This is a genomic window from Rossellomorea sp. FS2 (genome assembly GCF_047915635.1).
In the GTDB taxonomy this organism is placed as follows: Bacteria; Bacillota; Bacilli; order Bacillales; family Bacillaceae_B; genus Rossellomorea; species Rossellomorea marisflavi_A.
In genome coordinates this window covers 213,907-238,272 of record NZ_JBLRVS010000005.1, presented here as the reverse complement: position 1 = coordinate 238,272, position 24,366 = coordinate 213,907, and the positions used below count along the sequence as shown (strand labels likewise).

Sequence of the window (24,366 nt, the reverse complement as noted above, 5' to 3'; positions counted from 1 at the left end):
CTTAATACCCTAGTGAATATGTCGAAATATCCCCCATATCTTTATACAAAAGAAAAGAGACTCCTTGAATAGGGAGTCTCTTTAGCTTGTTTCATATTCTTTAACCTTCCGATAGAATGTAGCCTTTGTCATATTTGATTTCTTCATTGCTTCCACTGCAGTGATATCACCAGTTTTCCATTCCCTATATGCTTGCTCAAATTCAGATGTAATGGATGTTTTAGGTCTTCCTAAGTGTTTACCCTGTGCCTTTGCCGAAGCTATCCCCTCAGCTTGACGAGTCTTAATCTTAGTTCTCTCTTCCTCTGCGACCCACGATAATACTTGTAATACCAAGTCTGCTACAAAAGAATCGATTGAATCATTGTATTTCCGTGTATCTAATAATGGCATATCAATTACAACTATATGTGCTTTGATGTTCTGTGTAATATCTTTCCACTCCGTGAGAATCATCTCTTTGTTACGACCAAGCCTATCTAAAGAATGAATATACAGTGAATCTCCTTTACGCAATCGCATTTTCAAAGCTTGATATTGAGGTCTATTGAAGTCCTTACCGCTTTGTTTATCGATATGAATATCACGCTCATCAATTCCCAGAGAATACAAGCTATCTAGCTGTCGTGCTTCATTTTGGTCTTTACTGCTTACTCTTACATATCCGAATTCTTTGTTGTCCATGGTTATTTCCGCCTTTGTAATTTGTTAATCTTATATTATCGGATACGTATCAAAAGGTAAATATTCATTATGATACGTTCCAAAAGTTAATTAGATACCATATGAGACTATCCAAACCATTATTGAACCGCTCCGAAAAATACGTCGCAAAAAGTGTACCTTTTGAAACACAAGAAAAAGGTGTAACAAAGTTACACCTCTACCTTAAATCATCTTCACTCAAATCGCTTATGGCTCTTTCGTGATAAAAATCTTCCATATCTTGTTGCCATTGTTTCATCTCTGCTTGCGTTACTTCAAATCTTTCTAAATCTACTTTTTCATATATCCCAGGAATTTGTGCTTCAAAAAAACCTAATATATTAACGTATAGAATTTTTAATTCTTTTACTAATTCTTGTTCTTCTTCTGAAGTTAATTTGATTGAGTGGTGTGTTATATCATTCCGATACTTATTAATTAAGTAAATAGAATCCCCAAATTCTTTCGTAATTTCAATATCACATAATAGTTCTATTCTGTCTACTGCTTCTCTCAAGGTAATAGTTTCTAATATCTTATTTTGTAATTTATCTTTTGAAACATCAAATACAGTTGGCATATTCTTTTCTAAGTATGTACCAAATCCTTTTTCTTTTGGAGGCATATGTTTTAATTGTTCTTTTGCCTTCATGTACACTTTTATATCCTTAAATATTAAAGATTCATTCCTACTCGATAAAATGTATTTTAATAATATTTCAATCCCATGATTAAGATATATAATAGCATCCTTAAGACGGTGATATGAATTTGGTCGATGTAGTTCGTTAAATCTTTTGAGTGAGTTTTGTGTCTTTTTTAATGAGTCTATGCCATTATCCAGCAATGTAAATTCCAATTCTAGCACTACTCCTTTTTCATTTTATTAACCCAGCTTTTTTAAATAGTTCTCTCTTTAATTTTGCATTATCGGAATCCCACGATTTTTTATTCCACTTTTAATATGAAAACCAGCAAGGGAATATGTCTTGAACATTTCCTCGACTAATTCCAAATGTGTTCTTAATCTCAATGGCAGGTTTTATAAACTTGTTATTTTAATATCAGCTTAAAGACTTACATTTTTAAGGTGGTTTACGAAAGCAAGATTGTCTTGCATTTTGTCATACTCCAGATTCATGCTATCGTCACCTATAATATTTAACATGGTCTGATAAAAAACGTTATTTTGCTTGTTCTTAGACTCGTGAATTCTTAGGCATTCATAAAAAGATTTCCAATCATTACCTTAATTAAAGAATGAGCGAATAGCTTCTTGATATATAATCGGAAGTTTGGTTAGTTCTTCATGTGCGATTTATGCCAAAGCGTATGCACGAGCATTAAGTTATTCTCAAATGTAATCTCGATTCTTCCAAAAGTTCTTTGGCGTTTTTTTTATAGACAAATATATATGCTTCTTCTAATTTTCCAAATGAAAGAGAAGTCAACTACCTCCCCCCCTTATTTACTCGGTGTCGGTGACACCTATTAATTCTTCAATATTTTTTTTATCAACAGACCAAAATTCATATAAAGTTTCACCCAAGCGTGGGTAAAATAAATTATATGTTTTTAGTTTTTCCAGTAACCATTTATTAGAAGGTGAGTATTTAGCAAAGTAGTATACTAACATCATTTCGTGAGGAGAAAATTGCGAAAAAAGTATCTCTCTATAAATTTTATTGTTTTGAGTACCATTTTGCTGGTCTTCTTTTTCAAATTCACTTTCAGATAAAAATTTAATAATTGTAGTTATGCTATTAAAATAGCTGCTCAATACCCCATCAAAATCAAGTTCGAACTTATAGTAGGCTTCGTCAATTAAATCCTCTTTTGCTCTTATGTAAGCAAAGCTTTGAAACTCTTTAACCATTCTCGATTCCACTTTATTTTTTATTAGTTTTCTAAAATCTAATTTCTCATAAGCTTCCACAACTTCTGCCTTAATACTCGTCTGAACCGAAGCTACTTCATTAATTCCATGCATTGGTAGGGCTTGAATAAAATCAACAACTTCATTATAATCATCAGCTAAATAAGATTTTTTAAATATTGAACTAGCAAAGTCGTAATAATAATCAGAAAAAGTCTTTAGGGCATCTTTAATAACATCGTTGCCTTTTAATTCCTTATTGCTTAATTTGTCAGTGTTATTGTGGTGTAGTGTAACCATATTAAAAAATGTGGTTTCAAACTGTTGTCTTTTCATCGTTTCGTTTGTTATCTGTGCTTCTTTTCTTGCCTCTTCAGCTTGTTTTACCGAAGCATTGGTTTGTTTTACTAATTCATCAATACTTCGCTGACTTATTTTTATTTCTTTCCGTTGCATAATAATTGTGGACAATAATAAGAAAACACTAGCAGCTGTTAGTAATGCAACAGTTGTTCCTCCAATAAAATCCCCAATTGTTCCTAAATCAGCAATAGTCTTATAGTCTTCTATCCTTGTTTTATAATATTCCCTTATTTTAAAAGGCATTAATATTGCAGTAGGTATCAATAGTATTCCTAGAATCGTAAAAATCCATATAAGAATTTCTGGTAATACTTTATATACTTTTTCCATCATTCAAAACTCTTCCCCCTTGTAAAAAAGAAACTTAGTAATATTATACCAAATAATAATTTGATAAAGTGCAAATAAAAAAGAGCTACATATGTAGCTTTTCTTTGCTCTTATAAGAAATCTCGCAAATGCTGTGCTACTGCATCTCGCAGACTGATAAATGTTGAGGTGTCTAGTAAAGATTACGTTTAAGTCGTTTTATTGCTTTGCACCAGTTTTGATTTTTTTATCGACCTTGATTTGTATTGTCAACCAGAATTTAGTCGGCAACCAACAGTTGCTATAACATTTGCTCAATACCGCTTTCAGACATTTTAAACGAATGCTTTTGGTTGATGTGGAGACGTGGATGCCGTCCAACCATTGATAAATAGTATGGACACTAATTACCTCGAGATATTTAATACTCGTTGTTTTTAGGAAATGATTGAAAATCCTATCTCAAAATCCTTCAAGGTTCGCTCTTGATACCATTCAATGTCATTTGTCAGTCAATGGTTGATAATGCCTTCTTAGCGTCCCTTCCCTTTGCAATTGCTGCGTTCTGTTCAACTGTTGATACTCTGATATATGCTTTGTCCATGTTCATTATCCCTTCCGTACTTTTATGACGAATCAAAGATTGCATACTTCAAAATTAGACTCTAGGACTCTATTTGCATTTTGTTAATTAAATGGAGTATTAATATCAAATTTACAATGTAGTAATCTTTATCAGTTGCGAATCTAAAGCACGCCCTAAGTTTACACAACTAACAAAAAATATGAAGCATAGATTTTTATTCTCATAATATCAGTCCAATAGGTTAAACAACTCTAATCGTTAATCATTCTCGAGCTATATCAGTTTATTACTGTCTGTTTCATCAATTTACCGGGCTAAAATATACCGATTATTTGACTCGTGTCGGAAATTTATCGAATGGCGTGTGTGAATCAGAGTGGTTTCTGTCTAAAACAAAACTCACAGCACTCTTATATAATGCCATCAGATTGAATTCTATGGAGAGAGATGAGTCTAAGAAGGGACTCTCAAAACGCCATCAACAGTCAATTTGAGAATGTCTTTATGTCTGTGTTATTTAGAGACTACTTTCTTATAAAATTAACTCAACTGATTAAAATGTTTAAAACAGAAAACCACAAAAATAAATGAAGAGTTAAAAGAATAATTAAAAGAGGCTCTTCAACTCTCAATAAACTACCTCTATTCTTGTAACTTTTGATACTGAGGAAATCTGTTCTAATTCACAAAAAAGCGAAGTGTCAGAGATACTTTTGCTTAAATTTATATGATAGACATGACTTGAATTCAGAGATGCAAATAGAAGGAATTACAGAGTGTTTTGCCTAAATTTATATCAAATCAAATTGCTGTTTTCAATTACTTTGAGTGCAATAAATTGAATTAAGGGTACTTCCTTATCTAATATTTCATCATTTAAATTTGGAATAAAATTTGTGTTTTCTGGTGTTTCTTTAGAGTGAACTAGTGAACATCTAATTGAATATATTCTTTTTGTAATAATGTTTATTATATCTTCTTGTAAATTAATAGGAATAATAGAAGGATACCTTAGGTGTTCGATTGTATAATATTCCAATAATTGTTTTTGAGAGGAAAGCCATTGTTTAATTTCATCATCTTTGTTTGTAGCAGTTAAAATGTGTTTTACTATATCAATTTCTTTAATCTTATGTCCTTTAAATGTCTTCGTAGCTCTTATATAAAAAAACTCTATTACTTGGTAATATGCCAAGTATTTATGTCTTCCTATTTGTGTATAGTTTGCAAAGTTAAAGTATTGCATTAGCGTTCGTTCTTGGCTTATATCATTTAATTCAAGTGAATAATAATTTGCATTTCCTTTATCTTTTTGAAAACTATCAAATTTTGCAATTTTAAAATGCAATCCCAGTTTAATTGAACAACCATATATTATCTTTTCAATTAGTTCCTCCAATTCAAATTGATTATTATTAATATTTGGCTTCCATATTTGTAATGTAAATTCTTGCTGATTGTCTCGCACGTGACTAATTCCACCAAATTTATCATGGACGATATATTCATCATAAAAAGCGTGCCAAAATAAATCGCTCATATGACCAATATTTCCTATTATTTCTCCATTTAAATGAATATGAACATTACCTTTTTCCACATATTCATATCCTTCTAGTAATGCCTTCTTAGTATGGGAATCAGCTGGTTCAATTAATACTTCATGAAAATTCGCAACTGAAGCTATTGTTAAGCCATTACGAAAATAACAATTGAAGATATATTGATTCATATATTGTATTAAACTGAATTTGTTGTACTAAACGCTTATCCAATTCATCTAATTTAGTTGGTATGTTGGAATTTACATAATCCACATATCTTTGTTCATTCCAATTTAAAATCCATCCTTGCAATAAATTATCATTTAAATTCCTATGTCCGTATAACCCCATCATTAATACCAGTCCCCCAAAACCTATTTTTAGCTCAATCATATCAGTGACTCTAATGACACCCAAATTGGAACGAAATCATCAGTCAAAATTCTCATAGTGATGTAATTAATATATATCTGTAAATGTCACCTTATATGAACACTCAAATAGTAATAAAAAAACTTGCCTTTAAAAGCAAGTTTTCTACTAATAAAAATCTAAGCTGGTTTAGTATGGTCAGTTCCAGGCGCACTTTCGATTAATCGCTTAAGTTCAATTGCTTCTAATTTCATTCTATTTATAATTTCTTCCATATAGTTTGATTTGATATGTTGACTTGTACCTTCATGTACAACAGAATTTGCAAACCTTAATAATTCTCTTAAGTTGTGATAGAATTCGATATCAATTATATTATTATCACGTAAAAGCATTAATGACTTACCCGGAGGGAAGGACCTTTGATGGTCTTTATGAGTTTTTCTTATTAATTCATTTATTAAATTCTCTAGGATATACCGTTGTTTAAAAACTTCAATTACAGTTGGTCCATCCTCTACTAAACTATTAAACTCTACTTCTTTGTCGGTAACAGAAGAGCCATGAGTATCATTAATTACCGTTGGGATTGTAGGAACAGTATTTATGCTAATCTGGCTACTATTAGCAAGATTAGCATTCTGTTTAGTGATTTTATAATTTCTAACTATTGGCTGTATTACTTTTATAATTACCAAAGGAAAAGCCACAATAAATGCTAATACTAATATTAATAATAAGGAATTACTTATTATTCCCTTACTTGGTTCTACATATCCGATAATCCAAGAAGGTATTAATGATATCACTGCAGCTGCTACAATCGAAATAGATAATGACCAGACACTTCTTTTATCACTATTATAAGGCAAATCAACCTCTTCATACATTAAGCTATTAATTCTATCTTCGATTTCGGACAATAAACTTGGCCGTACATCAATACTAATATGTTCGTTTTCATAAACCTTAGCATAAACCATTTTAAGAATTTGTTCTGTATTATGCCTTAAGTTAAAATTCTTTGAAATCATCATTCCTTCAAGCATATATGCAAAATTAATATTTGATATATTTAAATTTTTATTTACTGAATTACGAATGATAAGATTAACTAGTTCTTCTGTTAAGCGAATTGTTTCTTTTGTGCTATGCTTTCTTTGCCTTACTTCTTGTACAGAAAAAAAGGCTATAGTTAATAATACTGAAAGAATTGCAATTGTTGCATTAAATTCGGATGTAGATACAAAACTGAAAAACTCCTCCAAAAATCCCCACCCCCATAATTAAAAACTAATTCTATTTTATCCATGTTTCCATAATATTGGAAGGTTCAATTCGTACCTCAACTAATTTTATATCATTTGAGAGGTAGGCCTTGTTTTATGTTGCACGATATTTATTAAATCTAAATTTTATTAAAACTCCCTACACAAAAACATTAAACATCCTACACTTACAGATTTTTGATATCCCGTTTTTATAAACAAGGTATTATATCTTCTCCGCAGACAATTGCCATTTCTAATATTATTTCCCCTGCTTCCACTAAGAGAGTGGTAAATTCCAAATTGTATATCGCTTTCTTATTAGAATCTTCAATTAAACTGGAATACAATATTCTGTTTTCTTCATTTAAATGACTCAAGTCACCATATAACCTTGCATTAAGAATATCTTCTAATGTTAGATTGTTAATTTTAAGAATTGATTTGGATTTAAACATTTGTTGATACACATCATAGAATTGGTTCAATTTAGTTGAATCAATCTCATTATCATATAGAATTTTGTTACAAATCTTCCTTATCCTTGGCACAAATACCCTCTCATTTGCTTGCAGGAATTTTCGCAAGTGTAATACATACGCCTCTAATTGTTCAATGTCAGGAACGTTCTCTTCCACCGACCCATCTGAAAACACAACTTCATTTTCTTGGAAGAATTTATATAACGATTTGCTTGTTAACCTTTTTGCTTCTAGTATAAATAATTCTATATCGGACTTAATATTATTTTCCAATTTCCAGCCCCACTATCTTAAATACAATTTCTCGAATGAATTCACCCGATGCCACTCCATATATTCCTGTTGTTTCACATTCAATACAATCTTCATAGTTTCATTGATATTTAGAAAAACCCTCGTTTCATCTTCCAAACTATCTGATATCAATATTGCCCCATCAGCACAAAAACTAATATATCCCCTATCAAATAAAGCATCATGATTCGGACAAAGTAGCAATCCATTATTCACATCTAGGCGTTCATTATGATTAGATTGACTCCATGGCTTAATATGGCTTGCAACTAACAATCGTTCATCTGAGACACCACACAGTCTACATTTCTTTTCCACAGCTAAAAGAGTCTTTTTAAAAATTGACTGTCCTAAACGTGCCTTAACAATCGATTCTTTTTCCGTTTCATCCAAAATTATAGGTGATTCTAAAACTTTATGTATTTCCAGAAAACATTTATTATTCAGTGGATTCATCTTCTCAAGTAATAGTATTACTTGAGAATTATTTAATCGCTTCCATCTCAGCTTTAACGTAAGAGCTTGCAGTTCTGTATGATTCTGAGATGGATTATAGTGAATCGATAATTCCTCTAGTAATGCCCTGTTAACAACCAAAGGGTGTTCTAAAATCATTGATTTTTCTGGATTTCCAAAAACAATTACTTCATTTTCTTGAACTTTATTTCTAAATAAGTGAGGATTTTGGTAATTCATCATGATTGTATTATCCATTTTTGCTTTTTGGACATCCAAAACCCTTTCCACTTCGTAATATGCAGTAATATAAGGATTATTTTCAATACTTTTGTAAAAAAACAGAAAGTCCCCCTTTGATACTTTAGTTTTTAAAATTATCCCTTTATCCCCATCATCCCCATATGTGTATTCTGAGAATAACGGGTCTTCTTCCCTTATATGTTTATTCGGGTCTAAATATGGAATAATATAACTGTTCAAAAGACGTTCCCCCATCACATTTACAGTTTTTTAAAACAAAAAATTGCCTTGATTGATTAACTAAAAGAATAACTTTTACTACAATAAATTTTAGACTTAGTATGTACTTTTTTAGCTATACAGGAAGATTATACCACATATTTATATATATTTTAAAAGAGGACAGGGCGTTAAAGCCTTTCTTTCTAATCCGTTCTATATCCTATGAAAGAAGAAATAAAATCAAAGTTTTATTAAGATGATATGTAACTGATGTGGTGAATTCCTACTCAAGTTTCAATCATCCTCTCCCTAAACACAAAAAAGGAGCGCCTCAATAAAGACCCTCCTCACATTGTTGTTATCTACTCCAATCCTTCAACTGTCATGTATTTCTCCTTTGATTAAATTTGTCTTTGTACAGCATTGCAAAGAAGTTAAGAGTGATTATGACAGTTGCAGTTCTGAACATAGTGAAGAACGAGCAACTGCCGAGGAGGAACGAAGCGATAGCCTAGTGATGGGCAGGCTGCCCAATATTCATATGATGCAAACAATGACAGGCTTATCAGCCCGTCATTCGTTCGTTCCTCACTCATTCCTCCCCGATGTGTTAACTTTGCATACCCTAATCTCCGCTACGCTACGATTAGTCTAGTGCCAAAGTCAACACTCTTAAATCATTCTTTTTTCAAGCCCAATCTCTTCTCGTCAACTTATTCTTTATATAGGGCGATTGACGAGATGTTATTCTAGTGTGAAAACAGTATTTTTCACAACAACTTTATTTCTTATTTCAATATGTCCCTGTTCAACACAGTTAGATATTAGCTTATGTTTTAAATATCTTGAGATGTTACTACTCTCTATATCCAACGCTTCCGAAATATTCTTTTTTGATACCACCTCACCTACTCCACACTTATCCCGAATATATTCCAAAATTCGTATGACTTTTTCATCCTTTGTAGATAATGGGGCATTCACTAGATTATCGTTGTTTAGAGCAAATACATCAGTCAATTGGTTAAACTTTTTAACAAATGTCTGAACAACATCTTCATCAAATGTATACAATAGATATGATGCCTTAGGTTCTTGGTTACGTTGTACCCTCCTAGCAGCTTGATAGAAATCAGCAGCTAAAAAAGCCTTTCTAAACGCCTCCAACGTTTCATTTTCAAATTTCCCAGATTTCAATTCCATCTTTTGAGGAAATCTACTTACATTTAAATTCGGACTGTATTGTACAAACTGTAGTAAATAGACAGGTAATGGCATATTATGAGTGCCTATTATCAAACATATATCATAATCTTTGTAAGTATTTTTACCGACAATATTGCCATACCAATCTACTGCTGCATATGATTGTGTAGCTTCAATATCCTCTTCTCCTTTAGGGATATAAACATTATCTCCAAAAACTTTTTTAATGCCCACAAGTAATTCTGTAGAATTTTCTTTATGACATACAAGTAATACTTTCTTCTTGTCTTTAATATTTTTCAATCTATGCTGTACGTCCCTAATAATACCTTCGAGATTCTTCTTTAAACTGCTCTTACTCGTATTAACCTTAAGATAACCTACGTTTGATTTAGAATGATTGATACAAAGCCTATTTTCAACAACTATAAACTGCTCTTCTATTTGATATAAGGGGGTAATATCGGCACTTGCGTCCAGAATAATATTGTCTTTCAATTTGCGGAATTGTATAGATTTATCGATTAAATACAAAGCATCATTATGGATTAGTCCTTCGCTAAAATCTGCTTGTAACAATTCCAACGACTGTATTATTTCCTTATATCTCCGCTGCCTTTTCTCGCCCTTGCAATTATCTTTCACCCAATTCTTGAACTCCTTTAATGCATCCTTATCAAAGGCATCTTGAAATGTAACTATATTGTTGTAGCCTCTTTCTTTATAAATTTCATCTAATCTCTTTAACAACGGTAAGAAACACTTATCAAATAATACTTGCCCTTCATATAAATGAATATCTTTTCTCATACCATTGTATTCTGAACGCCCAAACTTCGTTATAGGAAACTGTACTTGTTCATCAATTATTAATGTGTCTCTATCACCAAATGCATGAAATAATTCTCTATCACAGGCTTCTATGTATCTTTGATGTGTTATCACCAAGACCATACAGTTTTTAATTTTATCAACACTGTATTTCGCTACATTTTCCGAAGTTAAGCCTATGACAGAGTAATCCCCATACATCTCCAAAACTCCACCTTGATTCAGTTGCTCAACCGTCTCGTAAACATCAGTTTTAAATTTCTTAACAATAAGAAACTTCTTGGGATTACCTTTAAATGCTAATTCATTAAAGTACGCAACAACGGAATCATTTACATGTGTACTCTTGCCTAGACCCGCTTCCCATGCAAAGACATGAAATCTATCAGCATCATTTGTTCCATTTTTCACCGCATTCCCAAGTCGTTCTTTCATTTCATCTAATAATGTTATATCCAAGTGTGTACATCCTTTTCTATTTAGTCCCATAATAATTAAGTTTAAACCACAATTCTAAATAATGAAGCTCTGTTACCTGAACTGTATAACAAGACTTACCTTAATTAAGTTATCAAACGTTAAATGTCAGCTAAACGCTTATTCATTTCACGTTTTACAGCCAACAATTTAGATAATTAGTGTTGGCTCTTAATCTTAAGAATGGGAAAGTCGAACTTTAACATTCAACTCTCCTCCTGAAAACATTTATAACAAGACGGCAACCTTTAATTATATGGGGAGCAAAACAGTGTCTTATTTTCACTACTATTTAATTATAGTCTTAGAATCTCTCCAAAGTTCAATTGACGGGGAATTTATTAATTCTAATTGCGCTGCAGTTCTTGGATTAGTAAAACACCAGTTTACAAATTCAAAGTATTCTTCTACACTTAAATCGTTTTTTGCTGCTAAATATTCTATAAGGTTGTTCCAACGTTTAAGGGACAAACTGGGGTCTTTTATTTGCATTTCCCTGAACCAATGAAATGGATTTTTATTACGCTTCGAACTGTTAAGTTGCCATTTCATAGGAATTATATTACCCTCATAAGCTCCACCATGCCCTGTATGGATTGGAATAAAATGTTCAAAATCATAATGATTAACTCCTGTAATTGCACACCCATAACCAAATTCCTTTTGAATTCTTGCCCATACTAAACAATTTTTATTATTTTTTACACTTCTCGGCAAGTGTTTTTCAACATCATATCTATTATACCCCCATATCTTAGGTGCTTTTTTTGTAAAATCTCTATTCTTATAGTTTGTAAGAGCGAATTCGAAGTGGTCTAATGGTTGTTGCCTTTCTTCAACATAGTTGAGTAGCCTCTTCTTAAGTTCGATTGTTTCCAGCTTTAACACCTGGATTGTTATTTCTCTATTTTCCTTATCGATTTCTTCAAGCTCTTCACCTATAGTCGTTTCGGTTTTACTGGATGTTACATCTTTTTTTACTTCGTTACTTATATCACACAAAATTTGACCTATTGAATCTAATTTTCTTTTATGTTCACTTAAATCTTTAGAATGTTCTACAGAGAGCGCTTCCAAACTTCGTATTCTATCTCTGGAATGTGTTAATTCTAATTCCACTTTAGTTTTCTGTTCTATAAATTCTTTGACTTGTTGGTGCAAAAGCTTTTCTAAATTTTGCACTTCATCTCTGGAGTGTGTTAATTCTAATTCCACTTTAGATATATTAATCTTATTAAGCCTATCAATATCTCTTTTCCTCCAACCAAACATTCAAGTTCTCCTTTCTCTAGATATCTCGTTATACTTCTCCGTCTCAATCTTTACCTCTGATACGAAATAGCGTATTATTCCATCTCTAATGATTAACTTTCCATAGCTTTACTACAGTATCATTCGTAACTTTTATTCTTCTATTACTTATTGCATAGACTTTTGTACCCTCAGTATCCTCAACAAGGTCTGCAAGACATATTATATTATTTAGATTCATCTGTGCTTCGTGAAAGGTAACAAAATGTTTATTGTAAATCTCCCTGTATTCCTTGAGTACTGACGGTTGCATATACAATTCCGGAGATTTTTCAGCACTTAGATAGCACTTACGATTAATTTTAGATATAGGATGTGATTGAAGATATTTATCATGTTGACAGATTTTATGCGAAAGATTCAATTTTCTATTAATTAATTGAGTCCTCACATTAAGTTTTCTAAGCTCTTTATAAGTGTTTTTATGTATATACTTATGTATCTGCCTATATTTCCACTTTAGCTGTTTTTTCACCCCATTTGCGTCGAATAAAATTAATCCGTTGGTGAATTTATAGTAACGGAGAAATGATAGCAGCTCGTTTATTGCCAAAGCTTCGGCAATGTTGCTATCTGTCTGGTTTACGATTATTCTTCTGCGTACCATACTTTTATCTTCGAAGATAATCAAGAATGCTAAATATGCTTTCTCCTCTTTAATTGAAGCATCTGTATATGCTATAAACACGTATCTACCTCCCCTGTTTTGAAACAATTTTATTATATAGAGAAAATGATGGAATGTAAAGTTAATGTTCAGAATATTTAAACAAAAGTATTGCAATATCAGGATTTTCATCTAATTTATCGCCTGTTAAAGAGAATAGAATATAACGATAAAAAAATATATTAAAATAATAATTTGCGGCGCATTTTCTATTTTTTTTGTAATCCTTTATTTAGAAGCAGTCCTCTGACTGCTTCTATCATTTACACAGAGAAAATAACTTGTTTTATATATTTACTCAATCATTAAGTAAAACACATTCTCTTATTTTTAATCGAAACCCTTCTCAATTGCTTGTTCAAGGTCTTTCCCATAAATCTGAACATACCGTTGGAGCATTTCAAGGTCGCTATGACCAGTTAGCCTTTGCAAGACGAATAAATTTACCCCCGCTTCTACTTTCAGTCTACAGAATGTCCTTCGGAAAGCGTGTGGACTCACTGAAACATCCTTCTCAACGCTTGAATTAACCCCATGGTGCTTTAACCTTTCTTGAACCGTTCGAGGGTTAATTGGGGCATTCTCGACACTCACAAATAAAGCATCTGTATCAAGAATACCCCTTTCTTCACAATAAGCTTTCAAAACTGTTTTCAGACGCTTTGTCATTGGTATACGCCTTGCGTACCGATTCTTTGCCTGTTGAATAATCACTTCTCCATAACCATCAAACCTTACGTCTTGAATCTTTAGAGAACATAGCTCCTTTAAACGAAGACCTACATGGGCAAAAGTCAACATAATGGCAAGGTCTCTTAGACCAACAAACTGTGTAATATCTGGAGCGCTTAACAACTGCTCTAATTGCTTTTTTGTGAAGGTTGAACCAACAGTATGGCGCTTTTTAAGTTGAGAAATACCTTCAAACGGGTTAATACCAACATAATTCTTTTTCAAGCAAAAATTAAAGAATGTCCTACCAGCTCTCATTCGAGCGTTTATTGAAGAAATGGCTCTGTTATCCTTAAGCATATATTCAATCCATTTCTCAATATCTTCTGCCTTAATGGTTCGAACCTCATCCAATGAGACTTCTAATTCATGAAACGCTCTAAGAAGTCCTTTTAGTTCTTTATCGTAGAACTTAACTGTATCTGGTGAAAGTCCCTTTATAGTGCAATGTCTTAAAAATTCTTTAGAAGCCGTTTCAAAATCAGAAACTACCTTTTCTTTCTTTAGAGTTAACTTATTTAATACCTTGGTGCTAGTCGCTGCTTTTCTTCTTGCCATGTTTATTCCTCCCATTGCGTGTTATTCATTGCGTGGTATAAACATTTGAAAAGCACCCAAAACAGGAAAAATAAAAAAGACCCTGTGCCTGCTGATAATCTCAACAAACACAAGGTCTCTGGTACGCCCTCGGAGGGAATCGAACCCCCATTTTAAGAACCGGAATCTTACGTGCTATCCGTTGCACCACGAGGGCATGTTTTAGTTACTGTCACGAGAACTAATTATAATAGAGAAAAGTCTCCAATGCAAGATGTTTTTGGCTTCTCATCTTAATACCTTATGAAAAAGCCAAGATTCCTTAGGAAGGATCTTGGCTTTTAATATGATTTAGAACGTATAGGACTCTCCGTCTTCCGGCACCAGGATGCGGGATTGGAGTCCTTTCTCTGTGGCGGTGTTCTTAAGTTCTTCCCTTGAAAGCGTGCCGTGGTTGACGGCTTCCATATGGGTGGAGACGATGGTGGCTTCGGGTGCTGCGCTCGCTGTCTGAAGGACGTCTTCTTTGCCCATGACGATGGATCCTCCTTCGAGGAACTGGTTGTCCCCTGCGTTGACGACGATGATGTCCGGATGGTGGGTGAGGATTTCTTCTTCCACCTCTTCATTCCATACGGTATCGCCGGCAACGTAGAGGGTTTTCTCGTTCTCATGTTTGAAGGCGATGCCGCTGACGGTCCCGGTGCGCTTGAGGATCTCTCCCCTTCCGTGCTTGCCTTTGGTTTTGATGAGCTGGATGCCGTTGAACTGCTCGTTATTTAGCACATGCACATTTGTGAAGCCTGCTTTTTGGACTTCTCCGGCATCGGCTTCGTTCTGTACATATAGATTGATGGATTTAGGGAGTACTTCTTTTGCCTTGTCATCGAAGTGATCCAGGTGAAGATGGGTGAGGATCACGGCGTCGATCCCCTCCAGTATGGCGTCAACGGATTCCGGCAGATCGACGATGGGATTCTGGATGTCATCCCGTTTGGACGGTGTGAAGGGAGGATAGGTCCCTTTCGGTGCGAGCATGGGGTCAATGAGGAATCTCGTGCCTGCATAGTCAATGATCAGGGTCGCGTTTCTGATGAGTTGTAGGTTCATAGTATCGGCTCCTTTTGTTCTATTTCTGATCTGATTCCCATAGAGGGGTGCACTTCTCATTTTACCCGTTGGCAAGGGGGAGCAATCACGAAACTTTCGCCTTTTGTACCGTTTAAAAAAGGGATGAGTGGGTATGATGTAGAAAGGATTTACATACAGGTTAATAAAGGAAGCATTAGGTTTGACCTTTATTGACCAACAGTGTATGATAACAGTACAAAGTGAATATGAAATGATTCAAAAATACACAGATGCATTTAAGGAGGAACGAGGATGAACTTAATTCCTACAGTTATTGAACAAACAAACCGCGGTGAACGTGCGTATGACATCTATTCCCGTCTATTGAAGGACCGTGTGATCATGCTTGGGAGCGCCATCGATGATAATGTGGCAAACTCAATCGTATCCCAGCTTCTATTCCTAGAGTCTGAAAATCCGGAGAAAGACATCTCCATCTACATCAACTCACCAGGCGGAAGCATCACAGCCGGTATGGCGATCTACGATACGATCCAGTACATCAAACCTGATGTTCAAACGATCTGCATCGGTATGGCCGCTTCCATGGGTGCATTCCTTCTAGCTGCCGGAGCAAAAGGCAAACGTCTTGCCCTTCCAAACGCAGAAGTGATGATTCACCAACCACTTGGAGGAGCTCAAGGTCAAGCGACGGAAATCGAAATTGCAGCTAAACGCATTCTCTTCCTTCGCGAGAAATTGAACCAAATCCTTGCTGACCGCACTGGTCAACCACTTGACGTGATTTCTAAAGACACGGACCGCGACAACTTCATGACTGCGGACCGCGCTTTGGAATATGGTCTGATCGACCGTATCATCACTCGCAACGACGCAGAAACTAAATAAGTCTTGAATGAACCCCCCTTGCATGAGTGCAAGGGGGGTTTTTGTTCTAATTTACAATAAAAGGATTTAACAGTAGAATATAGATATTATTTATGGCTAAGAGGTGGATGATGGATATTGTATTTCACGAACTTGATGTAACGGAAGAGAAGGCTTTTGATTTCGCCGTGATCAGCGTTGATTTTCAGGGGCAATGGATTTTTGTGAGGCATACTTCACGAGAAACCTGGGAAATCCCAGGAGGGCACAGGGAGCCGGGTGAAACGATTGAGGAAACGGCCAAGAGAGAGCTGTTTGAAGAAACCGGATGCCAGAGTGCCACATTCGCTCCGATTTGTGACTACTCTATCGGAACCAGAAGTGGCAGACTGTTCTACGCAGTGGTGAAAGAGATTGGTTCAAAACCACCATCTGAGATCGGAGAGATAAGGTATTTTGACACTCAACTCCATCCCTTGACCTACCCCGATGTTCAACCGCTTTTATTCGAGAAGACCCTTTCTTTCATGAATAATTCGAAATAAAGCAAAGAACCGCCTCAACCAAGGCGGTTCTTCAACGATTCGATGGCCAGATTCAGTGCGGTCAGTCTCCGTTAATTCAATGTCAGCTGGGGGCTTCCATCTTTGGCCTTCACTATCTGTTTATGAATCGAAGGAAGGATGTCTTCCAGCGTTTGTTGAGAAGTAGCGATGACGTCTCTTTCATATGAAAAACCGGTACCGTACCAATCGCTTCTCAGGCTGTCGATACCTGCCTTAATAGCATCGAGCCTCTTTTTCACCAGGGTGGTGTTCGCTCCTTTCACCTCCATGCTTTCATAGGCGTTCGAGAGCTTGCGGTAGGTCGATTCCAGGGAGTCCAGGGACGCCTCCTGATCGGCCCTGCTTATCATGGCCTCTTCTCTCTTTCTGAACGGGGTTCCCACAACCGCGACACTTCCACCAGATCGACACCCTCAAAGGTCAGCCGGTACACATCGGGCATATCGAGGTTCTCCCAAAACGCCAATCCATACTTGGGGTCAAAGTGATTCATGATGAGCACCATGATATTCCCGTGGGTCCCGACGGCCACGTGATTCCCTTCATATTCTTTTAGAAGTTCAAGCATGGCTGCGACGCCGCGCTTCTGAGCATCCACATTCGATTCTCCGCCTTCCCAGTGGAATGAAGGCTCTTCCCACACCTTGCGGATGGCTCCTTGAAAATCGTCTAAGGGCTCCGAAGATAGAAGCCGTTCCCTAAATCCGTCTATCAGGATCACGTCTTGATTCAAGGATGCCGCTGTGCCCTCCACCGTCTGCACCGCACGCAAGAACGGGCTGGATACCACATGGTCGAGGTTTTCGGATTCAAATATCCTGGTCACACGCCTGGCATCCCTCATCCCTTTCTCCGACAGGGGCCTGGTGAGCTCCTCCGGTGTATAGGTGGAATGGGCATGTCTGACGAAATAGATTACAGTTTTCATTGAATTCTCCCCTGCTTGCTTTTCTTCTATCCTAGCATATTTTTCCTACATGTCCCTGATTCGTTTCGTCAGTTCATTGAACCTCGCATCAAGCTCGGCGTATTCCTTTTGGGTAGGGGTCAGGAAGCTCAGCTTCCCGAGGACCTCCTGGCGCTCGGTCTCAAGCTGCATCTTGAGCTCTTCCCGTTCGTCCTTTGAAGGCTCTGCCTGTTCCCATTTCCTCACCATTTTACCGTTCTCAATCGCAATCTCAGCCGATGTCGTCTTTTCTAAAAAGTAGCGATCGTGGGAAACGACGATGAGGGTGCCATCGTAGGCTGCCAGGGTATGTTCCAGCTGCTCGCGGCTCAGGAGGTCCAAGTGATTGGTCGGTTCATCGAGAATCAGCACGTCCCGGTCCTCGAGGATATATTTGATGAGCTTGCACTTCACCCGCTCTCCCATGCTCATATGGCGGATCGGCTCCTCCCACTGGCTTTTGTCGAATCCGAGATAGGTCATGAGGTTCCTCACCTGCCCCCGGTCGTGAAACGTCTCCCTGTAAAAAAGATTCTCCGGTGTCTCATCTAGGGGTAAGTCGAAGACCTCCTGGGTGAGGTAGCCGATCTTCGCGGAAGGTGAAAGCCACATCTCCCCTTCATCAGGCGTTTCTTTTCCCATGATCATATTGAGGAACGTCGTCTTCCCGCTCCCGTTGGCACCGGTCACCGCCACCCGCTCTCCGTTTTGGATCGTGAAGGAGGCACCGCGGAAAAGCACCTTGCTTCCATGGGCTTTACCAAGATCCTTCACTTCAAGGAGACGTTTGCCGGCCTTTCTGCCCGCACGGACGGAGAGGTGTTTCTTTTCCTCCACCTCGACAGGCTCGGCATTGATCCGCTCGATTTCTTTCTCAAGCCGCTTCCTCTTCGATTTCACCTGGGCGTCCATCCGTTTGGCCTTCGAACGGTAGAACTCCTTCGGAAATTCCTGCTTTGTCGACTGGGCATGGGCTTTTCCTGACCAGGAAGTAAGGTCCTGGATCTGTCCCTCGATCCGTTCGATGAGCTTCTGCTGCTTCTCATATGCCCGCTGCTGGGTGAGCCTGCGCTGCTCGACGATCTTCACGTATGCCGAGTAGTTCCCCTCATATGTCACGATCGTCTTGTTCTCGATGGACCAGATCACATCGGCCACCTCATCAAGGAACGCCCGGTCGTGGGAGACCAGGATGACGGTCCCGCGATATCCCTTCAGCTCATTGATCAGGAATCCGATCCCTTCTTCATCGAGATGGTTGGTCGGTTCATCTAGAAGCAGCAAATGTGCATTCTGAGCGATTCCGCGTGCGAGTCTCACCTTCAGCTTCTCACCACCGCTCAGCTGTTCATACTCTCCATCCGGCACATCCCATTTCTGAAGGAGCGCTGTTTCCCCAGGGGACAACGCTTCCCTTGAATGATCCATGGCTTCCTGCTCTACCATCACGGTCTTCAACCCTTGAATCAGCGGTGTGATGCTGCCTGACGACGGTGCAATGTCACCGTTCAACAGCTTCAGAAGAGTCGATTTACCGGCCCCATTATTTCCGATGAGACCGATCACCTCCCCTCTTCTCACCCCTGCCTTCACCTGTTCCAACAAAAGCGTTCCTTCTATTTCAATATTCACTGAATCGATTTTCATTAATTCCTGCATACAATCCTCTCCTCATTCCGGGAGAACACAAAAAATCCTCCCACGATTTCTGGAAGGATTAGCCGCAAAGTACCATACACAAATAAGCCCGACGGAAATGGGACCTATGGGAAAAATGGGCAGACTAATCCTACTAAATATCATTCGAAATTCATTCAATTTCAAATTCTACCTACCAAGATTAGTTATCCATCGTTCACCCATCATCCCTTTCCCTTAACATTAGTCTAATCGTACCACCCACACCCCCATAAATCAATCCTTACCCATGGAAAAATAAGTATTGGAAAATACAAGAATGCGAGCTATAATACCTGTACCCAGCCAAAAGGAAGGGATGCGTTTGAATTTTAACCTACTACACTCGTACACACCATAAAGTGCAGCGGGAACGAAACGGACCCTTCCCTTCTTCACTCCCATAAAAAAGGGGGTGAGAGGTGTGATTTAACCTACAACACTCGTACATACCACAAAGTGAAGTGAAGCGGAGGCCGGCCGACTCCTATGGGAAAAGCGGGCAGGGTGAGACCCTGCAGGCTTGCCGAAGCGGCTCACCGCACGCCCCATGGAAAGCGGCCCTCCGCAGCGGAACGAAACGAACCCTTCCCTTCTTCACTCCCATAAAAAAGGGGTGAGAGGTGTGGATTTAACTTACTACACTTGTACACACCACAAAGTGAAGTGCAGCGGAGGACGGCCGACTCCTATGGGAAAAGCGGGCAGGGTGAGACCCTGCAGGCTTGCCGAAGCGGCTCACCGCACGCCCCATGGAAAGCGGCCGGCCGCAGCGAAACGGAACGAACCAATAACCAACTACACAAACCACTACCAAAGGAGACCACCACCATGTTCACATTCCAAGTCCAACCAAACCTAACACTAGCCCTTCTCCAACCCCACCACGCCCAAGAAATCTACACCCTCGTCGACACCAACCGCCACCACCTCAAACACTGGCTCGGCTGGGTAGACGGCGTCCAATCACCCGACATCTACCGCGACTCTATCATCCCCGCCTGGCTCCAACAACTCGCCGCCAACGACGGATTCACCGCCGGCATCCGCCACCACGGCAAACTCGTCGGGATGATCAACCTCCACTTCATCAACTGGAAAACCCGAAGCACCAGCATCGGCTACTACCTATCAGAAGAAGCCCAAGGCAACGGAATCATGCAGGCCTGCGTCACCGCCATTCTCCAGCACGCATTCGACGACCTCAACCTGAACAAAGTCGACATCCAGTGCGCAGAAGGCAACAAGAGAAGCCGCCATATCCCCGAACGTCTCGGATTCAAGCAGGAAGGCATCTCCCGCGACGCAGAATTTATCAACGGCCACTACAACGACATCGTCACCTACAGCCTACTTGCAAAAGAGTGGAGAGCAACTAGCGAATAGAGGGAAACGTTCGGGGGCTACTTTTTGGCGCACAGGAACCGTCCCCATGCGTCACCCATGCGCCACATGAAAGCAAAAAGGGACGGTTTCCATGCTTCCTGATGGAAGTACGGGAACCGCCCCTTCGTGTCATTCGATCGTTCGGTCTTCTGTCGGGACAAGGATATCTCCTTTTGTCCCTTTTTTCAATAGAAGGTGAAGAATGGTTTTTGATAGTTTGCTTGGATGATAGGGTTTCATCAGGTAGTCGCTTGCCCCAAGGGTCAACCCCTTTTCTTTCTCATCAAGGGCGGAGGAGATGATGATTGGTATGCCGGTCAGGCTCTCTTCCTTCTTGATTTCCTCAAGCACATCCCATCCATTCAGTTTACCCCCAAGCATGATATCCAGGACGATGGCATCGGGTTTCGTCCGCTTCAGACGCTCGATGGCACTTGAGCCATTCGTCGTGTGATCCACCTGGAAGCCGCTCTCGGAAAGCTCTGTGGCGAGAAGGGATGCAAGGCTCATATCGTCTTCGATCACAAGGATGTTGTGGCCGTTCCCCTGTTCTTCCTCCTTGAACGTATCAAGGGTGATGACCGGGAGGGTGACCGTGAAGGTGCTTCCTTTTCCGAGTTCAGACGACACGGTCACAGACCCGCCGTGGGCCTCGATGATTTCCTTGACGATGGTAAGGCCGAGGCCCGTGCCTCCGATCTTCCGCCGGTCTGAATTGTCGATCCGGTAGAATTTCGTGAAGAGCTTACCGATTGCCTCTTCCGGGATGCCCAGTCCTTCATCGCGGATCTCGATGGAGATGCGGTCTTCTTTTTCCTTCATGAGGATCGTGACGTCCCCTCCATCCGGTGAGTATTTCACCGCATTGCTGATGAGGTTCGTGAACGCCTGCGTGAGTTTATCCCCGTCTCCGAGGACGACGGTGCAATCCGTTTCCCTTCCGATCGTGAAGGTATGATGGGGTGAACTCACCTTCGTGAGATCCACGATATTCCGGACGATATCCAGGACGTCTTCATACTTCTTCTCAAATGTCTGTTTCCCGGATTCCATCCGTTGCACGTCGAGGAAATCGTTGATCAAGGACGTGAGACGCTGGGCTTCTTTGTAGATTGTGGTCAGATACTTCTTCGTCCGCTCCGGCTTCAGATCCCGAGTAAGCATAAGCTCCGTGAATCCCAGAACACTTGCAAGTGGCGTCCTCAGCTCATGGCTTACGGTACTCACGAATTCAGATTTCATCTGATCGACTTCGTATTCTTTCGTGATATCGCGGTGTACGAAGATGGTACCTATATGCTCATCTTCGTGATAAAGGGAAGTAGAGTACACCTGGAAGACATCGTTTCCTTCTGTAAGCCTGTAGATCATACTACTGCCGGATTCCTGCCGGCGGATGACATTTTGATAGTATTCCTTCAGTTCATCACCGTTCTCCACCTGGGTGACAATGCTGCAGCCCCATTTCGAATATGGAGCATCCTTCAGTGCTCCCATGTCACTTCCGATGATCCTCGCAAACTTGGTATTCACCAGCAGGCTGTCGCCCATCGGGTCAACGAGCTGGATCCCTTCCTGGAGATTGTTCAGGATATCCTGGTTCATATGACGAACCCGTTCGGAATCTTCATAAAGAAGGATGTTTCTCAAGGAAATGGAGATCTGCTTCGCAAACCCTTTATACTCCTGCTGTTCCTTGTCGGTGAATCCTTCACCGAAGCGACTGAACACCATGAAGGCCTCCACTTCTCCTTGAGCCGACAGGACTGGGATGAACAGGTCATAAGAATACATGGTTTCCTCATGATAGCCTTTTTCTGCCATGACGAGCTCACGTTTTACGCAAAACGGTTCCTTCGTCTCGAATAACCGTTGATGAAGGCCATTCTGGATATGGGCAAGGAACTGGCCGATGGCTTCCTTGGATACCCCGAATGAAGCATGGGTATCCTGGTCATCCATGAGGACGATCATCCCCCGTGGTGCGCCCATGATGCTACACATGCTCTTGACGATGCTTTCCAGTACCTCTTTCTTATTGAGGGAGTTCGATATCCCATTGATGAATTCGTTCCGGCGTTCAAGCTGCTCTCCCCTGTCGCGCGCAAGATGAAGCAATCGTTCCAATTCCTCCTGCTGGACTTCGAGCTCATCCTGCTGGGCTTGGAGTTCTTCATTCTGGGAGACGAGATGATCTTCTTTTTCCTGGACGGTGAAGATCATTTTTTCGAAGGCACTTGAAAGCTGGCCGATCTCATCGCGGCGATCCTTATTGAACGTCCAGTTTTGATACGTACCGGTCTCGGCGATATGCTGGGCAGAGGACGCCACTTCTTCAAGGGGATGACCGATCTGCTTGGCAATCGAGCGCATGATACGCATGAGGAGAAGGAGCATGAGCAAGACGAAGACCAGGAAGATCGTCTGACTCGTCGCTTCCTTGGCCCGGAGTTCTTCATAAGCTTCATCAGTGGACTGTTGGATGTTGTCATTATAGGCATCCAATTTTTCAAGAAATTCTTCTACTTTAGCAGTTCCACCATTGGCAGAGTTATCTTGGACACCCTGTTCGTCGCCATTTTCCACGAGCTCAATTGTATTGTTAACGATATCAACATAGTATTCATTGAAATCTTCTACCTCGGAGGCGAAGGCGCGATCATCATCAGACTCAGAAATCTTATTCATTTCCCGTATGGTGACTTTCAACTTCTTCTCGAGGTTTCTAATGCTCTGCTTAAATTCAGGTCGTTTAAACGCCACATACCCGCGCCCTTCAAAGAAGATCCGGTTGAACTGTCGGTCAAGTTTCTGGGCGACTTCCTTCCGATCATCGAGCTTGGCTTTCGTCTCATCGTACTCTACGGAAAGTCTGTGATCATACCAGTATAAACAGCCTGCTCCTATCAGGAACACGAGGATGAATCCTGTCATGAGGACAATGATCCGCCGTCTCAGGCTGGAATGGTAAAATTCAAGGAGTTTATCCATTCAGAATGTCCCCGATCTTCTCCATGAGTTCGACCGGGCTGTAAGGTTTCGACATGAAGTAGTCAGCACCGGCGGCAAGGACAAGGTCCTTATCCGCCTGCTGATTCTTCGCTGAGACCATCATGATCTTCACATCGCTCTTTCCATGGTGGTTCCTCACCTGATCGATGACCTCGAGGCCCGTAAAGGCGGGCATCATATAATCAAGGACGATCAGGTCGTAGTCGGTGCCGAGGATTCGGTCGATCGCTTCCTGGCCGTCGGCCGCTTCGTCGATGTCATATCCTTCATCTTCAAGAGTGTCGACCATGAGCATGCGCAGCACTTCTTCGTCTTCCGCAATCAAGATCTTCGCCATGT

At 39.4% G+C, this 24,366-nt stretch carries 21 protein-coding genes and 1 tRNA gene; 3 read left to right on the top strand and 19 right to left on the bottom strand.

All coding sequences use genetic code 11. The features are described 5' to 3' along the window. Positions 1-81: 81 nt before the first annotated feature. The 14 genes from ACNA6I_RS17575 to ACNA6I_RS17510 all read right to left on the bottom strand — a co-directional run bounded on the left by ACNA6I_RS17575 (position 82) and on the right by ACNA6I_RS17510 (position 15,591). Complete coding sequence (locus ACNA6I_RS17575; protein ID WP_416313878.1) at positions 82-684, bottom strand: recombinase family protein; 603 nt, start codon at positions 682-684, stop codon at positions 82-84. A 199-nt stretch (positions 685-883) separates the two neighbouring features. Then, positions 884-1,564 (bottom strand): hypothetical protein, encoded by a 681-nt coding sequence (locus ACNA6I_RS17570; protein ID WP_416313877.1) that lies wholly within the window; start codon positions 1,562-1,564, stop codon positions 884-886. Between the two features lie 609 nt (positions 1,565-2,173). After that, positions 2,174-3,277, bottom strand: a complete 1,104-nt coding sequence (locus ACNA6I_RS17565) for a putative phage abortive infection protein (protein ID WP_416313876.1) — start codon at positions 3,275-3,277, stop codon at positions 2,174-2,176. A 1,358-nt stretch (positions 3,278-4,635) separates the two neighbouring features. Beyond that, positions 4,636-5,571: a hypothetical protein gene (locus tag ACNA6I_RS17560; RefSeq protein ID WP_416313875.1), complete on the bottom strand. Its 936-nt coding sequence runs from the start codon at positions 5,569-5,571 to the stop codon at positions 4,636-4,638. Further along, a complete protein-coding gene (locus tag ACNA6I_RS17555) occupies positions 5,537-5,776 on the bottom strand; it encodes a hypothetical protein (RefSeq protein ID WP_416313874.1) in 240 nt (79 codons plus the stop codon). The genes ACNA6I_RS17560 and ACNA6I_RS17555 overlap by 35 nt, the downstream gene beginning before the upstream one ends. Positions 5,777-5,934: 158 nt before the next feature. After that, positions 5,935-7,023: a hypothetical protein gene (locus ACNA6I_RS17550; protein ID WP_416313873.1), complete on the bottom strand. Its 1,089-nt coding sequence runs from the start codon at positions 7,021-7,023 to the stop codon at positions 5,935-5,937. A gap of 212 nt (positions 7,024-7,235) precedes the next feature. After that, entirely contained in the window at positions 7,236-7,661 is a 426-nt protein-coding gene (locus ACNA6I_RS17545) for a hypothetical protein (RefSeq protein ID WP_416313872.1), read from the bottom strand. Between the two features lie 129 nt (positions 7,662-7,790). Beyond that, positions 7,791-8,738 (bottom strand): HNH endonuclease, encoded by a 948-nt coding sequence (locus ACNA6I_RS17540; RefSeq protein WP_416313871.1) that lies wholly within the window; start codon positions 8,736-8,738, stop codon positions 7,791-7,793. Positions 8,739-9,464: 726 nt separating this feature from the next. Beyond that, entirely contained in the window at positions 9,465-11,216 is a 1,752-nt protein-coding gene (locus tag ACNA6I_RS17535; protein ID WP_416313870.1) for a hypothetical protein, read from the bottom strand. A gap of 306 nt (positions 11,217-11,522) precedes the next feature. After that, positions 11,523-12,506, bottom strand: a complete 984-nt coding sequence (locus ACNA6I_RS17530) for a hypothetical protein (RefSeq protein WP_416313869.1) — start codon at positions 12,504-12,506, stop codon at positions 11,523-11,525. An 85-nt stretch (positions 12,507-12,591) separates the two neighbouring features. Next, positions 12,592-13,233, bottom strand: coding sequence for a hypothetical protein (locus ACNA6I_RS17525; protein WP_416313868.1), 642 nt, complete (start codon positions 13,231-13,233; stop codon positions 12,592-12,594). Positions 13,234-13,542: 309 nt separating this feature from the next. Beyond that, on the bottom strand, positions 13,543-14,502 hold the full coding sequence (locus tag ACNA6I_RS17520) for a tyrosine-type recombinase/integrase (protein ID WP_416313867.1): 960 nt from the start codon (positions 14,500-14,502) through the stop codon (positions 13,543-13,545). Positions 14,503-14,626: 124 nt separating this feature from the next. Further along, positions 14,627-14,698: transfer RNA gene (locus tag ACNA6I_RS17515), tRNA-Arg, on the bottom strand. A 134-nt stretch (positions 14,699-14,832) separates the two neighbouring features. Further along, on the bottom strand, positions 14,833-15,591 hold the full coding sequence (locus ACNA6I_RS17510) for an MBL fold metallo-hydrolase (protein ID WP_416313866.1): 759 nt from the start codon (positions 15,589-15,591) through the stop codon (positions 14,833-14,835). A 273-nt stretch (positions 15,592-15,864) separates the two neighbouring features. Here ACNA6I_RS17510 and clpP point away from each other — a divergent pair, with 273 nt between their 5' ends. Then, positions 15,865-16,461: an ATP-dependent Clp endopeptidase proteolytic subunit ClpP gene (clpP, locus tag ACNA6I_RS17505; protein ID WP_048006724.1), complete on the top strand. Its 597-nt coding sequence runs from the start codon at positions 15,865-15,867 to the stop codon at positions 16,459-16,461. A gap of 92 nt (positions 16,462-16,553) precedes the next feature. Further along, positions 16,554-16,985: an NUDIX hydrolase gene (locus ACNA6I_RS17500; protein WP_416313865.1), complete on the top strand. Its 432-nt coding sequence runs from the start codon at positions 16,554-16,556 to the stop codon at positions 16,983-16,985. A 71-nt stretch (positions 16,986-17,056) separates the two neighbouring features. Here ACNA6I_RS17500 and ACNA6I_RS17495 read toward each other — a convergent pair whose 3' ends face one another. Genes ACNA6I_RS17495 through abc-f form a run of 3 tightly spaced genes read right to left on the bottom strand, consistent with a single transcriptional unit; the run spans position 17,057 to position 19,611 of the window. Then, on the bottom strand, positions 17,057-17,356 hold the full coding sequence (locus ACNA6I_RS17495) for a hypothetical protein (RefSeq protein WP_416313864.1): 300 nt from the start codon (positions 17,354-17,356) through the stop codon (positions 17,057-17,059). After that, positions 17,353-17,934 (bottom strand): histidine phosphatase family protein, encoded by a 582-nt coding sequence (locus tag ACNA6I_RS17490; protein ID WP_416313863.1) that lies wholly within the window; start codon positions 17,932-17,934, stop codon positions 17,353-17,355. Before ACNA6I_RS17490 ends, ACNA6I_RS17495 begins: the two co-directional genes overlap by 4 nt. A gap of 45 nt (positions 17,935-17,979) precedes the next feature. Next, positions 17,980-19,611: a ribosomal protection-like ABC-F family protein gene (gene abc-f / locus ACNA6I_RS17485; protein ID WP_416313862.1), complete on the bottom strand. Its 1,632-nt coding sequence runs from the start codon at positions 19,609-19,611 to the stop codon at positions 17,980-17,982. A gap of 849 nt (positions 19,612-20,460) precedes the next feature. On the opposite strand from abc-f, the gene ACNA6I_RS17480 reads away from it, so the two are divergent. After that, positions 20,461-21,015, top strand: coding sequence for a GNAT family N-acetyltransferase (locus ACNA6I_RS17480; protein WP_416313861.1), 555 nt, complete (start codon positions 20,461-20,463; stop codon positions 21,013-21,015). A 129-nt stretch (positions 21,016-21,144) separates the two neighbouring features. Here ACNA6I_RS17480 and ACNA6I_RS17475 read toward each other — a convergent pair whose 3' ends face one another. Then, entirely contained in the window at positions 21,145-24,006 is a 2,862-nt protein-coding gene (locus ACNA6I_RS17475; protein ID WP_416313860.1) for an ATP-binding protein, read from the bottom strand. After that, positions 23,999-24,364, bottom strand: a complete 366-nt coding sequence (locus ACNA6I_RS17470) for a response regulator transcription factor (protein ID WP_317949425.1) — start codon at positions 24,362-24,364, stop codon at positions 23,999-24,001. Before ACNA6I_RS17470 ends, ACNA6I_RS17475 begins: the two co-directional genes overlap by 8 nt. Positions 24,365-24,366 lie beyond the last annotated feature (2 nt).

Excerpts from the sequence above, each read along its gene's own strand:
- ACNA6I_RS17575 (WP_416313878.1), bottom strand. The coding sequence starts at position 684 with ATGGACAACAAAGAATTCGGATATGTAAGAGTAAGCAGTAAAGACCAA.
- ACNA6I_RS17565 (WP_416313876.1), bottom strand. The coding sequence starts at position 3,277 with ATGATGGAAAAAGTATATAAAGTATTACCAGAAATTCTTATATGGATT.
- ACNA6I_RS17560 (WP_416313875.1), bottom strand. The coding sequence starts at position 5,571 with ATGAATCAATATATCTTCAATTGTTATTTTCGTAATGGCTTAACAATA.
- ACNA6I_RS17555 (WP_416313874.1), bottom strand. The coding sequence starts at position 5,776 with ATGATTGAGCTAAAAATAGGTTTTGGGGGACTGGTATTAATGATGGGG.
- ACNA6I_RS17530 (WP_416313869.1), bottom strand. The coding sequence starts at position 12,506 with ATGTTTGGTTGGAGGAAAAGAGATATTGATAGGCTTAATAAGATTAAT.
- ACNA6I_RS17520 (WP_416313867.1), bottom strand. The coding sequence starts at position 14,502 with ATGGCAAGAAGAAAAGCAGCGACTAGCACCAAGGTATTAAATAAGTTA.
- ACNA6I_RS17510 (WP_416313866.1), bottom strand. The coding sequence starts at position 15,591 with ATGAACCTACAACTCATCAGAAACGCGACCCTGATCATTGACTATGCA.
- clpP (WP_048006724.1), top strand. The coding sequence starts at position 15,865 with ATGAACTTAATTCCTACAGTTATTGAACAAACAAACCGCGGTGAACGT.
- ACNA6I_RS17500 (WP_416313865.1), top strand. The coding sequence starts at position 16,554 with ATGGCTAAGAGGTGGATGATGGATATTGTATTTCACGAACTTGATGTA.
- ACNA6I_RS17495 (WP_416313864.1), bottom strand. The coding sequence starts at position 17,356 with ATGATAAGCAGGGCCGATCAGGAGGCGTCCCTGGACTCCCTGGAATCG.
- ACNA6I_RS17490 (WP_416313863.1), bottom strand. The coding sequence starts at position 17,934 with ATGAAAACTGTAATCTATTTCGTCAGACATGCCCATTCCACCTATACA.
- abc-f (WP_416313862.1), bottom strand. The coding sequence starts at position 19,611 with ATGCAGGAATTAATGAAAATCGATTCAGTGAATATTGAAATAGAAGGA.
- ACNA6I_RS17480 (WP_416313861.1), top strand. The coding sequence starts at position 20,461 with ATGTTCACATTCCAAGTCCAACCAAACCTAACACTAGCCCTTCTCCAA.
- ACNA6I_RS17475 (WP_416313860.1), bottom strand. The coding sequence starts at position 24,006 with ATGGATAAACTCCTTGAATTTTACCATTCCAGCCTGAGACGGCGGATC.
- ACNA6I_RS17470 (WP_317949425.1), bottom strand. The coding sequence starts at position 24,364 with ATGGCGAAGATCTTGATTGCGGAAGACGAAGAAGTGCTGCGCATGCTC.